We start from the raw sequence: 14,300 nt of genomic DNA, 5'->3' as shown, positions 1-14,300 counted from the left end.
TTTTTAACATTCTTTTACCAAAAATAAGCTATTATTTCAAACATTATTAAATAAAAGGTTTTCAAGATGCGTATAAAATTACCACATATTCCTTATATCGCAAATAAAATGATGTTAGATATAGCTAATTCTTCTTTTGTAGAAATTAAAGATCAATTAGAAAAGCTTAAGGTATGTATAATAGAAGTTTTAGAGAAAGATATTCTAAATGAAAGAAAATTAGATGAAAGAGTAAAAGAACTTTTAGAGCAACAAGAAGATGAAATGGAACTTATGCAAGTAGATCGTAAAAATATGTTTTGGCTTGTGAAGAAAAAGTTAGCTCCCGAATTTAATGTGATTTTAGATTCTGAAGATAGACATAATCATCTAGCGCATCAAATTTTAGAAGAACTTGTAGAGAATGATTATATTAATTTTATAGTGAGCGAAAATAGAGTTAAAAATTTAATCTTTTCAAGCATAGAGTCTTATCTTAAAATTTATGAAAAACTTGAAGATGAGGTTTATGAGAAAATTAGCAATTATAAAACAAAACCTATTTCAGGTAGTGAAGAATACGATCTTATCTTTGAAAAACTCTATCAAGAAGAGCTTAGAAAAAAAGGTATGTTTTAATGAAGGCTTATATTTATTTAGAAAATGATATTTTTTTAAGTGCTAAGGCTTTTGGAAAGAGCGGTACTTTTTTTGGAGAGCTTGTATTTAACACTTCTTTAACAGGATATCAAGAAATTATTTCAGATCCTTCTTATGCAGGGCAATTTATCGTATTTTCCATGCCAGAAATTGGTATAGTGGGAACTAATGAAAATGATAATGAAAGTAAGGAAATTTTTGCAAGCGGTGTTTTAATGCGTGAATTAAGTTCCAGTTTTTCAAATTTTCGCGCTAAAGAAAGTCTGCAAGATTATCTTGAAAAACATGGAAAAATAGGAATTTATGAACTTGATACGAGATATCTAGTAAAAATGATAAGAAATAATGGCAATTTAAGAGCTGTAATTTCAACTGAAATTTCAAATAAAGAAGATTTAAAAATCGCCTTAGAAAAATCAGCAAAAATTGATGAAGTAAATTTTGTAAAAGAAGTTAGCACTAAGAAAAATTATTCTCATAAACAAGGTGTTTGGAACGCTAGTTTTCAAAAATTTAATGATGCTAAAAGAAGTGAGAAAAAAGTTGCTGTTATAGACTATGGTGTTAAAACAAATATCCTAAATGAACTTGTAGAAGTAGGTTTTGAAGTAGAAGTTTATCCATATAATGTTAAAGCAGATGAGTTGATTACTCTGTATAAAAAAGGTGAAATTCAAGGCGTGTTTCTTTCTAATGGTCCAGGTGAGCCAAGGATTTTAAAACAAGAGATTGCAGAGATTAAAAAACTTGCAGAAGCTAAAATTCCTATGCTTGGAATTTGCTTAGGTCACCAGCTTTTAAGTAATGCTTTTGGATATGAAACTTATAAAATGAAATTTGGACAACATGGAGCAAATCATCCTGTGATCAATCTTGATACAAAAACGGTAGAAATTACCGCACAAAATCATAATTATAATGTTCCAGAAGAATTAGCTCAAGTGGCTCATATCACTCATAGAAATTTATTTGGCGATAATGTTGAAGGAGTAAGATATAAAGACTATCCTATTATTTCAGTGCAACATCACCCGGAAAGTTCTTCAGGTCCTCATGAAAGTAAGTACATTTTTAAAGAATTTATGAATTTGATGTGAGTATAGATTTTTTAGCTATTATCAGCGTTGCTTTTTTATCTAGTTTTGGACACTGCTATTCTATGTGTGGTGGTTTTAATTTACTTTTTATAAATTTAAATTCAAAAAGCAATAATTTATTTTTATTAACTTTTATTTATCATTTGTTTAGAATTTTTGCTTATATTGTTTTAGGGATAATTTTTGGGACTTTTGGGAATATCTTGGCAATCAATGCTAAGGTTCAAAGTTTGTCATTTTTTATTCTTGGTATATTTATGATGATTTTGGGTTTTGCTCTTATTTTTAGAGGCAATATGTTATCTTTTATTGAAAATAATGTTTTTTTTGATAGTTTTGTAAAGAAAATTATTAAAAAATCTAAAAATTTTAAAGGATTAAAATCAGCTATATTTTTAGGATTTTCAAATGGTTTTGTTCCTTGTGGATTGGTGTATTTTTTTATAGCCAATGCAATAAGTAAGCAAAATATTTTTGAAGGTATTTTGGTAATGATGATTTTTGGAATATCAACTTTACCTGCGATGTTATTTTTTTCTAAAATTTCACAATTTTTTAGTGATTTTTTGAAAAATTTGTTTAATTATTTATCGTATGGCATTATTGTTTGTTACGGTATAAATCTTGCCTATATAGGTTTTAAGGCTTTTCAATGAAAGATTTTTTTAAAGATCAGTTTTTTAAAGCTCTGGAAAAAAATACAATTTTTTCAAGAGCTGATGTGCAAGGAAATTTAATTTTTGTCAGTGATAAGCTTTGTCAAATAAGTGGATATAGCAAAAAAGAGCTTATAGGAAAAAAACATTCAATATTTAAACATCCAGATGTTGATGAATGTTATGTTGAGAAGCTTTTAAAAGATCTTTCATATAAAAAGCCTTATCAGGTTATTTTTAAAAATATTGATAAATTAGGCAAAACCTTCTATCTTGAAACTTTGTTAATCCCCATATTGGATAAAAATAATGAATTAATAGAAATAGTAGCGCTTTCTCATGATGTTAGTAATTCTTTTAAGCTTAATGAAGAGCTTGCTCTAAATCACGCTAAATTAAGAGAATTAAGTATTAATCTTGAAAATACAGTTAAAAATCACCAACAAGAATTTATACAGTTAGGTAAAAAATTTGAGAAAAAAATGAAAATTGCCTTGGAAAAAAATGAAAAAGATATTAAAATAGCATATGAAGAGATTTTGAAATCTTCATTAGAACAAATGATTAGTGATATAGCACATCAATGGAGACAACCGTTAAATGAGCTTGGTATTGCCATGTTTCAAATGAAGCAAAATCTTAAAGATGAAAAAGGATTTGCTGAAATTTATTCACAATCAAAAGATATGATTAAAAATATGTCAGAAACAATTGATGCGTTTAGAACTTTGTTTAACAAAGGAGTAGAGCAGTGTGTATTTATAAAAGAGACTTTAAATAAAGCCTTAGAAATTGCTTTTGAAACTATAGAAAAAAATCATGTAAATATTAATATTGTTTCGAAAAGTGATTATGAAGTTTTGGCGTATGAGAATGGTTTAATAAGAGTTTTTCTTAATTTGATTTTAAATTCAATAGAGGCATTTAAAAACAAAAAAAGGAAAATCATAACAATAAATTTTTCAAAATTTGGAAAAAACTATCTGAAAATTACAATAAAAGATAATGCTGGTGGGATTGATAAAGAAAATTTAGATAAAATTTTTCAACCTTATTTTACAACAAAACATCCCAGTCAGGGTATAGGAGTAGGACTTTATATAAGTAGACAAATTATTGAAAGTTTCCAAGGAAAAATAAAAGTTAAGAATGGAAAAGATGGGGCTTGTTTTGAGGTATTTTTAAAACTAAAAGAGAGGGTAGAGTAGAAATGTCACAAGAATGTAAAGAATTGATAATATTAGTAGTTGAAGATGAAATTAAGACTAGAGAATCATTGATTAATGTATTAAGCGAACGCTTTAGTAAAGTAATCGGAGCTCAAAATGGAGATGAGGGGCTTAAAAAATTTAAAAAATTTAAGCCGGATTTAGTTATCACAGATATTGCTATGCCTATTATGGATGGGCTTGATATGGCAAGAGAGATTAAGGAAATTTCAGATGATGTCCCAATTGTTGTTCTTAGTGCGTATTCAGAGAAAGAGAGACTTTTGCGTTCTATTGATATTGGTATAGATAAATATTTGATCAAACCTGTTGATATAGAAGAGTTGTTTAAAGTTTTAGATTATCTGATAGGCGAAAAAATTGAAGCAAATATGCTTGTAAAAATTTCTGAAGAATATCAATTTAACAAAACTAAAAGAACTTTGATTTACAATGGTGAAGAAATTGTTTTAACTAAAAAAGAATTAGCTTTTATTTCTTTGCTTTTAAAGCAACCTGGGGCTTTGGTTTTGCATGAAGATATAAAGAAAAATGTTTGGATAGGTGAACATGTGAGTGATACTGCTGTTAGAACTTTTATTAAAAGAGTAAGAGATAAAGTGGGTGAAGATTTTATAAAAAATGTGCCAAGTTTAGGTTATAAGATAAATATCAATAAATAAGACTGATTTAGCCTTAAAATATAAAGCATAACAAATGATTAACAAAATTATCATTTTTAAGAAAAAATGTATAATTAATATTCTATAATATTCTCTTATTATCAAAAATTTTAAGGAGAAAGTCGATGCATCCAGGTAATGTATTAAATTACGACTATACGGTTGCAAGATATTTTATGTTTACAACCGTATTGTTTGGCATTGTTGGTATGGCTATAGGAACTCTTATAGCTTTTCAAATGGCATATCCTAACTTAAATTATTTAGCAGGAGAATATGCTACTTTTTCAAGACTTAGACCACTTCATACTTCAGGTGTGATTTTTGGTTTTATGCTTTCAGGGATTTGGGCAACTTGGTATTATATAGGTCAGCGTGTTCTTAAGGTAAGTATGGCTGAGTCAAGATTTTTAATGGCTGTTGGCAAGCTTCATTTTTGGCTTTATATGCTTACTATGGTTTTAGCTGTTATATCTTTGTTTATGGGTGTGACTACATCTAAAGAATATGCAGAGCTTGAGTGGCCTTTAGATATTCTTGTTGTTCTTGTTTGGGTTTTATGGGGTGTAAGTATTTTTGGACTTATTGGAATTCGCCGTGAAAAAACTCTTTATATTTCTTTATGGTATTATATAGCTACATTTTTAGGTATAGCTATGCTTTATCTTTTTAACAACATGGAAGTACCAACTTATTTTGTTACTGGAATGGGTAAATGGTGGCATAGTGTATCAATGTATGCAGGAACAAATGATGCTTTAGTACAATGGTGGTATGGACATAATGCTGTGGCATTTGTATTTACTGTGGGTATTATTGCTCAAATTTATTACTTCTTGCCAAAAGAAAGTGGTCAGCCGATTTTCTCTTATAAACTCTCTTTATTTGCATTTTGGGGCTTAATGTTTGTTTATCTTTGGGCAGGTGGTCACCATTTGATTTATTCAACTGTACCTGATTGGATGCAAACTATGGGTTCGGTTTTCTCTATAGTATTGATTTTACCTTCTTGGGGTTCAGCGATTAATATCTTACTTACTATGAAAGGTGAGTGGAGCCAGCTTCGCGAGAGTCCATTGATTAAATTTATGATTTTGGCATCAACTTTCTATATGTTCTCAACACTTGAAGGGCCAATTCTTTCAATTAAGTCTGTTAATGCTTTAGCACACTTTACAGATTGGATTCCAGGACATGTTCATGATGGAACATTAGGTTGGGTAGGATTTATGACTATGGCTGCGCTTTATCATATGACTCCTAGAGTTTTCAAAAGAGAGCTTTATAGCAAATCTTTAATGGAAGCTCAATTTTGGATCCAAACCACAGGTATAGTTCTTTATTTTGCTTCAATGTGGATTGCGGGTATTACTCAAGGTATGATGTGGAGAGCGACAGATGAGTATGGTAACTTGCTTTATAGCTTTATTGATACTGTTGTGGCTATTGTTCCTTATTATTGGATTAGAGCGATTGGTGGATTGTTGTATCTTATCGGTTTCTTTATGTTTACTTATAATATTTACAAAACAATTGCTTGTGGAAGAGTGCTTGATAAAGAACCAAAAAGCGCTTCGCCTATGGCAGCATAAAAAGGAGAAAATATGTTTAGTTGGTTAGAAAAAAATCCATTCTTTTTTGCTGTAGCTGTTTTTGTAGTGATTGCTTATGCAGGCATAGTTGAAGTTTTACCAAATTTTGCAGAAAATGCAAGACCAATTGAAGGTAAAAAACCTTATACGGTTTTACAACTTGCAGGGCGTGCAGTATATGTTAAAGATAGTTGTAATGCTTGTCATTCACAGCTTATTCGTCCATTTAAATCAGAAACAGATCGTTATGGTATGTATTCTGTAAGTGGTGAATTTGCTTATGATAGACCTTTTCTTTGGGGTTCAAAAAGAACAGGACCTGATCTTGCTCGTGTAGGAAATTATAGAACAGCTGATTGGCATGAAAATCATATGTGGGATCCTACTTCTGTTGTCCCAGACTCTATTATGCCTTCATATAAGCATATGTTTAAAAATAATGCAGATATTGAAACTGCTTATGCTGAGGCTTTAACCGTGAAAAAAGTTTTCAATGTTCCTTATGATACAGAAAATGGAACAAAACTTGGTTCTTGGGAGGATGCGCAAGCTGAAGTAAAAGCTGAAGCTCAGGCTATAGTTGATCAAATGAAAAATCAAGAAGTAAAAGATGCTTTTGCTAAAGGTGAAATCAAAGAAATAGTTGCTTTGATCGCTTATTTAAATAGCTTAAAGTAAGATGATGGAACATTTATCAATAGTTTTTGATGTGATTAAAAATTTAATCACATTTGATTTAGCAACAGTTCAAAAACATGAGTGGGAGATTTTTCAAGGTTATGGTTTTTTTGCACTCGTGATGTTTTTGTCAATAGTATTATATGCGTATTGGTATCATTTATATAGAACAGAAAAAAAAGGTGAGAGAAATTATGAAAATTATGCAAACCTTGCCTTAAAAGATGATATTGATGATAGTGTATTAGAAAGTAAAAGGAGTGCTTAATGCAATGGTTAAATTTAGAAGATAATGTTAATCTCTTATCTTTAATTGGAGCTATTCTTATCATTTTAATCACACTAGTTATTGTGAGTAGAATGTTTAAGCAAATGAAAGAAAAAAAGGGCGAGTCAGAGCTTAGTGAACATAGTTGGGATGGAATAGGAGAGTATAAAAATGCTGTTCCTACTGGTTGGGCTGTGGTATTTTTCCTGACTATTGTTTGGGCTATTTGGTATTTTCTATGGGGATATCCTTTAAATTCTTTTTCAAGTATAGGTCAATACAATGAAGAAGTAGCAACTCATAATACAAAATTCGAAGAAAAATTTAAAAATTTATCTCCTGAAGATAAAATAGCAATGGGTCAAAATATCTTTTTAGTTCAGTGTTCAGCTTGTCATGGAATTACAGGCGATGGTATCAATGGTAAAGCTCAAAATTTAAATATTTGGGGTAGCGAAGAAGGTATAATCAATGTAATTAAACATGGTTCAAAAGGTATGAATTTTCCAGGTGGAGAAATGCTTGGTGCTGCTGATTTAGGTGTGGCAGAAGAAGATATTCCTGCTATTGCTGCTTATGTAGCAAAAGATCTTTCAGCTATTAAGAAAACTGCAAATGAAAATTTAGTAGCAAAAGGTAAAGAAGCTTATGCAACTTGTGCAGCATGCCATGGAGAAGATGGAAAAGGTCAAGATGGAATGTTCCCAGATCTTACAAAATATGGTTCTGCAGCTTTTGTAGTAGATGTTTTACATAGTGGTAAGGCTGGTTTTATAGGAACAATGCCGAGTTTTCCAACACTTAATGATATTCAAAAAGAAGCTGTTGGCGAGTATGTAATTTCTCTTTCAAGGGGTGAATGATGGAAAATAATAATAGATGCGTGTTTTCTCTTTCAGGTGTTACAGGTATGTTAATTGCTACGGTTTTATTACTTGCTATCTTAGTAGTTTTAACTATTTGGGGTCTTAAAGCTCAGCAAGAAGTGATGCAAAAGCCATATAGTCTTAAAGATGCACAAAGTGTAAAGATGTTTGGTTCAAAAGAACAAGATCATAGAAGTATAAAGGAAGCACAATGAGTAAGGCTTTGGAATATTTAATTGTTATTGGTTTAGTTGTTGCTGCTGCAATCACCGCTTGGTCGGTTTTAACTGTAAATCATCTTCATATAGGATGAAAAAAATATTACAAGATGGCTTTTTTTTAGCCATCTTCTTCTTTGTTTTATTGCCTTCTAGGGTTTTTGCTCTTGATGCTGTACTTTTTAATGAAAATATTTTAAGTCAAAAAGTAAGTAATGAGATTAATCTTATAGGAAAAGAGCTTTACCAAAAAAGTAATATTTTTATCGGCGTTATGGTTGGTGATGAAACTGAAATTGAAACTTTATTAAATAAACAAAAAGAACTTCCTCAATCTTATATATTGCTTCTTTTGTCAAAAAATTCTCACAAAGTTGATATAGTGGGCTCAAAAGGTGCTTTAGCTTTGATTGATAAAGAATCCGTGCTTAGTCCTTATCCTGGAACAGGATCTATTTTGCCGATATTAGCTACAAATAAAGGTGATATTTATAATGCTGCTATACTTAATGGTTATGCAGATATTGTAGATCGTGTGGCAAAATCCTTGGGATTACAATTAGAACATTCTATAGGTAATGCAAATCGTGATACTATCAATATCTTAAGAATACTTATCTATGGATTTATTTGCTTTGCATTGTTATACTATGCACAAAGAAGAATAAAGAGGAAAAAAAATGTTAGAAACTAAAAGAAGTTTTTGGCCTTATGGTATTTTGCTTTCACTTTTGGCTATAATTATTGCTTGTATTGTAACGATTTTTATAGCAAGTCACCATCCTGTATATGAGGATGATTTTTATTTTGACTCTTATCAAAATGTTGAAAATAATTACAATCAAATACAAAAACAACAAGTAAATTTTGATAAATTTTTTAAAGTAAATTTTCAAAATGATAAAATCACTTTTATAGGTAAAAGAAAAATTCCTAGTTATGAAGTGGATCAAAATTCCTATGTTGCAAATTTTAAAATTTCTGCATTACAAAATATAAATTCTGATGATTTAAAAGTTCAAGTTCTTCTTACAAGACCATTCACTAAAAATTTTGATCAAAAGTTAGAAGGACAAGTTAAAAATGGAATTTTAAGTATCGCTTTACCTAAATTAGATAAAGGTAGATGGGAGCTTAAGCTAAAGTTTTATGCAAATCAAGAAACAGTGGGTTTTTTTAGCTACGAATTAAATGCTCAATGAAATTAAGAATTTTTAGTTCTTCAAGACAAATTAGAGAGTATTATAACCAAAAAAAACAGCAAAATGCTTTATTAGATAGTGCTATTCATATAGGTGAATTTTTAGATAAAGTTTGTTTGAGTAATTTTCATAAGGCAAGTTCTTATGAAAGCTTACTTTTAATGCAAGAAGCTTGTCTAAAAAGTAAGGATTTAGAAAAAAAACTAGGAATTTCGGTAGAATTTTTTGCTTTTTTGAAAAATAACGAATATCTTTTTTCCTTTTTCAAAGAACTTAGTTTAGAAAAAAAAAGCATAGAAGATCTTAAAAATAATGATTATTATGCCACCTATAATGAACATTTAGAAATTTTAGATGAGGTATATAAAAATTATCTTGCTTTACTTGAAAAAAATTCTTTTTATGATGATCTTTCTTTACCTAAAAATTACACTCTTAATAAAGATTTTTTAGATGAGTATGAAGCTATAGTTTATGATTTGCAAGGTTTTTTGAGTAAATTTGAAGAAAATTTATTAAGTGAAATTTCTCAGATTAAAGAAGTGGTTTTAAGTTTTAAAACAAGTAAATTTAATCTTGAATATCTTTCAAAACTTGATTTTTTAAAAATATTTGATTTAAAAATAAACACTCATTATGAAATCAATCTTTCAAAACAAGAGATTTTAAAAGAAGAAATTTTTAAAACAAAAAATTCAAAAATTAAACTCAAATCTTTTGAATTAAGGGCTTTACAATGCGCTTTTGTTATGGATGAAATTTCACATTTTGTACGCAAAGGTTTAAAGTCTGAAAATATTGTAGTTATAACTCCAGATGAAAGTTTTTGTGAGTTTTTAAGACTTTTTGATAAAGACAATATGCTTAATTTTGCAAGTGGGATTAGTATTAAAGAAAGTTTATTTTATCAAAAATTTCAAGCACTTTATGAAAGTGCTAGTAGTGCTTCTTTTGTTTATAAAAATCAAGAGGATTATTTTGAAGACACGCAGATGATTTTTGATTATCACAATACGCTTTTACATTCTTTAAAGCTTGATTTTATAGAGTTTAAAAAGTATTTTGATGAGAAATGTGATTTTGAATATTTTGAAAAATTACTTGCTTTATTTTTAGAAAATGAAAAGCAAGAGCTTATTTATTTGATACGAAAAGAACTTTATTTTATTAAAGATTTATTAAAAAATCAGTCTTTAACTCTTAAAGAGTTGATCCATCTTTTTTTCATCCAAATTTCACAACTTTCCCTTAGTGATGTAGGTGGAGGTAAGGTTACGGTAATGGGACTTTTAGAAAGTCGTGGGCTTTGTTTTGATGGGGTGATTTTGGTTGATTTTAATGAAGAATTTATTCCCAAAAGAAGTGTTAATGAACTTTTTTTAAACAATGAAGTGCGTAAAAAAGCAGGATTGATTAGCTATGATAGAAGAGAAAATTTACAAAGATTTTATTATGAAAGCTTGATGAAGAATGCTTTAGAAATAAGTATTTGCTTTGTGGAAAATGAAGAAAAAAGCAAATCACGTTTTTTAGATGAACTTGATTTTGACTTTTTTTATGAAACCCATATTCACCAAAAAGCTTATCTTAATGCTTTAAAATTAGACTATGAAGGTATAAAACCTAATCTAACTCCTATAAAAGCTCCTATTTTAAAGCATAATCCTTTCGAGTTTCCGCTTTCTTTTAGTCGTTTTAATTTATTGGAAAATCAAAAAAGAACTTATTATTATCGTTATATTTTAAATTTAGCAGAACCTAGGGTTTTAAGCGAGGAAAGTAAAGCGAAAAATCAAGGAAATTTCATCCATAAAATGCTTGAAATTTATTATAAAAATTATGTAAATAATGATTTTGATATAAAAGTTTTTGCAAATTTATTGAATAAAGAATATCAAAAATACAATATCAGTGAACTTGATCTTGAAGTATTTAAATTAAAATTTATACAATTTGCTAAAAATGAAAAAGAGCATTTTTTAAAAGGCTTTTATGTCGCACATACAGAGCTTGAGTTAAATAATATTTTAAAGCTCGGAGCAGATAGTATAAAACTTAAGGGCACTATAGATCGTATCGATAGTTCAAAAGAAGGTAATTTGATCATTGATTATAAAAGTGGAAAAGTACCAAGTAATTCTTATCAACTTGCTTTTTACCAAGCTTTATATGATGAAAATGCAAGCGTGGGTTTTTATGATTTAAATAGTATGCAAATATTGCATCAAAAAGCTAAAAGTTTAGATGAGCTAAGAGAAAGACTTAAAGACTTAGTTCTTATGAGCAAGGAAGAAATAGAGTTTGAAAATGAACAAGATGAGTACTGTCCTTATAAACTCATTTATAAAAAGGAATTAAAATGAGTCAATTTGAGCCTTTTTTGGCATTAGAAGCGAGTGCGGGAAGTGGAAAAACCTTTGCTTTGAGTGTGCGTTTTGTAGCACTTATTTTAAAAGGGGTTAGGATTAATGAAATTTTAGCTTTGACTTTTACCAAAAAAGCTGCTAATGAAATGCAAAAAAGAATTATTGAGACTTTTTTAAATTTAGAAAAAGAAAATAAAACCAGTGAATGCAATGAACTTTGCAAGCTTTTAGGTAAAGATAAAGAAGAGCTTATTTCTTTAAGAGATGCTAAAAAAGAAGAATTTTTAAGAACAGAGTTAAAAATCAGTACTTTTGATGCTTTTTTCGGAAAAATTTTGCGTGTTTTTGCTTTAAATTTGGGCTTAAGTAGTGATTTTACAATGAGTGAAGAGAAGCTTGATGTAAGAGAGATTTTTTTAAAACTTCTTAAAAAAGATGAATTAAAAGATTTGGCTTATTATATTAATTTAGTTGATGAGAAAGAAAATTTTTTTAACGAGCTTGAAAAATTTTATGAGAATGCTTATTTTCAAAATCTTCCTAAAATTCCAAATCCATCTAAAGCTTATATCAATAAAGCTTATAGTGAGTTAAGAAGTTATTGTTTGGGTCTTACTCATGTAAAAAATTATAAAAACTTGTGTGACAATTTTAAAAGCGAAGTTTTAGATTTATCCGTGTTTATGCAATCAAGTTTTATGACAAAATTTGAAAGTACAAAATATTTACAAGATTTAGAAAGCACTAACTTATATTTTAGCGCAAAAAGAATGGAGCTTATAAATGCTTTAAATACTTATGCTATAGAGCTTGAAAATTATAAAATTGCTAATTTAATGAATCTTTTAAATCATTATAGTGAAGCTAAAAATATATTTCATAAAGATAAAAATACCTTAAATTTCCAAGATGTGAGTAAAAAAGTTTATGAGTTAATAACCAGTGAATTTAAGGATATGATTTATTTTCGTTTAGATGGCTTTATTTCGCATTTGCTTATTGATGAATTTCAAGATACGAGTGTGATCCAATATCAAATTTTACGCCCTTTGATCGCTGAGCTTGTTTCAGGAGAAGGGGCTAAGAAAAATCGCACTTTTTTTTATGTAGGAGATAAAAAACAAAGTATTTATCGCTTTCGTAAAGGAAAAAAAGAATTATTTGATTTGTTAAAACAAGAATTTAGTCAAATTAAAAGTGATAGTTTAAATACTAATTATCGCTCTAAAGAGCTTTTGGTTGATTTTGTTAATGAAACTTTTAAAGAAAAAATCAAAGATTATAAAGAACAATTTGCCTTAGAAAGTAAAAAAGGCGGTTTTGTGCGTATTGTGGAATCTAAAGAACAAAAGGTTAAAAACCAAGCTCAAGAAATCAAGGAAAAGACTTTAGAAACTTTATTTGAGCAAGTTAATTTTTTAAGATCTAAAAATATTTCTTATGATGATATTTGTATTTTGTGTTGGAAAAATAGCGATGCAGATATGGTTTTGGATTTTTTAAGAGAGCAAAATATTCCTGCATTTACTCAAAGCAATGTTTTACTTGAAAATAAAGCAAGCGTAAGACTTGTTTTAGAATATGCTAAATATTGTATTTTTGGTGATGAGTTTTACTTGGTATTTTTAAAAGAACTTTTAGGTTTTGAGCCGAGAAAAATCGCCCTTAATTTTTCAAAAAATGCTATGGAAAATGTACTTTTTTTAATAAAAGAATTAAAACTTGATTTAAATGATATCGCTTTAATGCAATTTATCGAATATGCTAAAACTAAGGAAAATTTTTTAAAGCTTTTATTTGAGCCTTGTACTTTGAAAATAGTAAGCGAACAAAATATGGGTATTAGTATTATGAGTGTGCATAAATCTAAGGGTTTGGAATTTGATCATGTGATTTTGCTAGATAGTTTATCTAAAAACAATTCAAACAATGAAGATATCATGCTTGAATATGATATCAATCAAGGTTGGCAACTCCATATTAAAGATAGAATTCGAGAGCTTACTAAAGAGCCTATTTATACCCTTTTTAAAGAAAATATTACAAGAGCAAATTATGAAGATGATATCAATAAACTTTATGTGGCTTTTACAAGAGCTAAGGAAAGTTTGATTATCATAAAAAGAAACGAAGAAAGTGTAAATGGAAATTATCCAAGTTATTTTAAGGGGGGATTTTTAAATATACACTCTCAAGAAAGAGGTTTTTTAGAAAGCAAAGAACAAATTTTAAGTGTTAAAAAAGAAAGTATTCAAGCTTTACAAAAATTTGAAAAAATTAGCCCACAAGAAGTTCAAAGTGAAGAAAGGCTTGATAGTAAAGAGTTATATTTTGGAAATGCTTTTCATTTTTTTATGCAAAATTTAAAACTCCCTAAGGGTGAAAATTTTCAAATACTTACTCAAAGATGCAAGAGCAAATTTAGGCATTTTTTAGATGAGAGTGATTTTGAAAAGCTTTTTAAAAGAATTGAAATTTTGCTGAAAAATACTCAATTTCAAAATTTAATTAGCGATGGAAAGCTTTTAAAAGAGCAAGCTTTGAGTTTTAATGGAGAAATTAAACAATTAGACTTGCTTGCTCTAAAAGATGAAGAAGCTTTTATAATTGATTATAAAACAGGTCTTGCTATGCAAGATAAACATAAAGAGCAAGTAAGAACTTATAAGATTGCCATTAGTGAAATTTTAAAAAAAGATAAAGTGCGTGCTTTTATAGTTTATTGTTTGGAAAATGAAATTCAAATTTTGGAAATATAAACTTTATTTTTACTTAAATTAAGTAAAAATTAATATTATTTTTTATACAATCACATTTTAAATTTTTG

General features: G+C 28.5%; 15 protein-coding genes. All 15 read left to right on the top strand.

The features are described 5' to 3' along the window. Positions 1-66: 66 nt before the first annotated feature. A complete protein-coding gene (locus AJN58_RS09355) occupies positions 67-618 on the top strand; it encodes a DUF507 family protein (protein ID WP_070292215.1) in 552 nt (183 codons plus the stop codon). Then, a complete protein-coding gene (gene carA / locus AJN58_RS09350) occupies positions 618-1,736 on the top strand; it encodes a glutamine-hydrolyzing carbamoyl-phosphate synthase small subunit (protein ID WP_002851156.1) in 1,119 nt (372 codons plus the stop codon). Before AJN58_RS09355 ends, carA begins: the two co-directional genes overlap by 1 nt. Beyond that, entirely contained in the window at positions 1,733-2,392 is a 660-nt protein-coding gene (locus tag AJN58_RS09345; RefSeq protein ID WP_002870873.1) for a sulfite exporter TauE/SafE family protein, read from the top strand. The genes carA and AJN58_RS09345 overlap by 4 nt, the downstream gene beginning before the upstream one ends. Further along, entirely contained in the window at positions 2,389-3,600 is a 1,212-nt protein-coding gene (gene bumS, locus AJN58_RS09340) for a butyrate sensor histidiine kinase-like phosphatase BumS (RefSeq protein ID WP_070292214.1), read from the top strand. The genes AJN58_RS09345 and bumS overlap by 4 nt, the downstream gene beginning before the upstream one ends. 2 nt (positions 3,601-3,602) lie before the next feature. Further along, on the top strand, positions 3,603-4,283 hold the full coding sequence (bumR, locus tag AJN58_RS09335) for a butyrate response regulator transcription factor BumR (protein WP_002862143.1): 681 nt from the start codon (positions 3,603-3,605) through the stop codon (positions 4,281-4,283). Positions 4,284-4,408: 125 nt separating this feature from the next. Next, positions 4,409-5,875, top strand: coding sequence for a cytochrome-c oxidase, cbb3-type subunit I (gene ccoN / locus AJN58_RS09330; RefSeq protein WP_002862142.1), 1,467 nt, complete (start codon positions 4,409-4,411; stop codon positions 5,873-5,875). 12 nt (positions 5,876-5,887) lie between these two features. Continuing rightward, positions 5,888-6,553, top strand: a complete 666-nt coding sequence (ccoO, locus tag AJN58_RS09325; RefSeq protein WP_070233849.1) for a cytochrome-c oxidase, cbb3-type subunit II — start codon at positions 5,888-5,890, stop codon at positions 6,551-6,553. 4 nt (positions 6,554-6,557) lie between these two features. Next, complete coding sequence (locus tag AJN58_RS09320) at positions 6,558-6,821, top strand: cytochrome c oxidase, cbb3-type, CcoQ subunit (RefSeq protein WP_002851307.1); 264 nt, start codon at positions 6,558-6,560, stop codon at positions 6,819-6,821. After that, positions 6,821-7,684, top strand: a complete 864-nt coding sequence (locus tag AJN58_RS09315; protein WP_002870877.1) for a cbb3-type cytochrome c oxidase N-terminal domain-containing protein — start codon at positions 6,821-6,823, stop codon at positions 7,682-7,684. The genes AJN58_RS09320 and AJN58_RS09315 overlap by 1 nt, the downstream gene beginning before the upstream one ends. Next, complete coding sequence (locus AJN58_RS09310) at positions 7,681-7,902, top strand: DUF4006 family protein (protein WP_072223679.1); 222 nt, start codon at positions 7,681-7,683, stop codon at positions 7,900-7,902. The genes AJN58_RS09315 and AJN58_RS09310 overlap by 4 nt, the downstream gene beginning before the upstream one ends. Continuing rightward, positions 7,899-8,000, top strand: coding sequence for a hypothetical protein (locus AJN58_RS09305; protein ID WP_002858872.1), 102 nt, complete (start codon positions 7,899-7,901; stop codon positions 7,998-8,000). Before AJN58_RS09310 ends, AJN58_RS09305 begins: the two co-directional genes overlap by 4 nt. Beyond that, entirely contained in the window at positions 7,997-8,599 is a 603-nt protein-coding gene (locus AJN58_RS09300) for a hypothetical protein (protein WP_002870878.1), read from the top strand. Before AJN58_RS09305 ends, AJN58_RS09300 begins: the two co-directional genes overlap by 4 nt. Continuing rightward, positions 8,586-9,107, top strand: coding sequence for a FixH family protein (locus AJN58_RS09295; RefSeq protein WP_002862138.1), 522 nt, complete (start codon positions 8,586-8,588; stop codon positions 9,105-9,107). Before AJN58_RS09300 ends, AJN58_RS09295 begins: the two co-directional genes overlap by 14 nt. After that, complete coding sequence (locus AJN58_RS09290) at positions 9,104-11,470, top strand: PD-(D/E)XK nuclease family protein (protein WP_070292213.1); 2,367 nt, start codon at positions 9,104-9,106, stop codon at positions 11,468-11,470. Before AJN58_RS09295 ends, AJN58_RS09290 begins: the two co-directional genes overlap by 4 nt. Further along, on the top strand, positions 11,467-14,232 hold the full coding sequence (locus AJN58_RS09285) for a RecB-like helicase (RefSeq protein ID WP_070292211.1): 2,766 nt from the start codon (positions 11,467-11,469) through the stop codon (positions 14,230-14,232). Before AJN58_RS09290 ends, AJN58_RS09285 begins: the two co-directional genes overlap by 4 nt. Positions 14,233-14,300: the final 68 nt, after the last annotated feature.

This window comes from Campylobacter sp. BCW_4321 (assembly GCF_001763075.1).
GTDB classification, from domain to species: Bacteria; Campylobacterota; Campylobacteria; order Campylobacterales; family Campylobacteraceae; genus Campylobacter_D; species Campylobacter_D jejuni.
This window is presented reverse-complemented; position numbering and strand designations above follow the sequence as displayed.

Coding starts and splice junctions, on each gene's coding strand:
- AJN58_RS09355 (WP_070292215.1), top strand. CDS start 67: ATGCGTATAAAATTACCACATATTCCTTATATCGCAAATAAAATGATG.
- carA (WP_002851156.1), top strand. CDS start 618: ATGAAGGCTTATATTTATTTAGAAAATGATATTTTTTTAAGTGCTAAG.
- bumS (WP_070292214.1), top strand. CDS start 2,389: ATGAAAGATTTTTTTAAAGATCAGTTTTTTAAAGCTCTGGAAAAAAAT.
- bumR (WP_002862143.1), top strand. CDS start 3,603: ATGTCACAAGAATGTAAAGAATTGATAATATTAGTAGTTGAAGATGAA.
- ccoN (WP_002862142.1), top strand. CDS start 4,409: ATGCATCCAGGTAATGTATTAAATTACGACTATACGGTTGCAAGATAT.
- ccoO (WP_070233849.1), top strand. CDS start 5,888: ATGTTTAGTTGGTTAGAAAAAAATCCATTCTTTTTTGCTGTAGCTGTT.
- AJN58_RS09320 (WP_002851307.1), top strand. CDS start 6,558: ATGGAACATTTATCAATAGTTTTTGATGTGATTAAAAATTTAATCACA.
- AJN58_RS09315 (WP_002870877.1), top strand. CDS start 6,821: ATGCAATGGTTAAATTTAGAAGATAATGTTAATCTCTTATCTTTAATT.
- AJN58_RS09310 (WP_072223679.1), top strand. CDS start 7,681: ATGATGGAAAATAATAATAGATGCGTGTTTTCTCTTTCAGGTGTTACA.
- AJN58_RS09305 (WP_002858872.1), top strand. CDS start 7,899: ATGAGTAAGGCTTTGGAATATTTAATTGTTATTGGTTTAGTTGTTGCT.
- AJN58_RS09300 (WP_002870878.1), top strand. CDS start 7,997: ATGAAAAAAATATTACAAGATGGCTTTTTTTTAGCCATCTTCTTCTTT.
- AJN58_RS09295 (WP_002862138.1), top strand. CDS start 8,586: ATGTTAGAAACTAAAAGAAGTTTTTGGCCTTATGGTATTTTGCTTTCA.
- AJN58_RS09290 (WP_070292213.1), top strand. CDS start 9,104: ATGAAATTAAGAATTTTTAGTTCTTCAAGACAAATTAGAGAGTATTAT.
- AJN58_RS09285 (WP_070292211.1), top strand. CDS start 11,467: ATGAGTCAATTTGAGCCTTTTTTGGCATTAGAAGCGAGTGCGGGAAGT.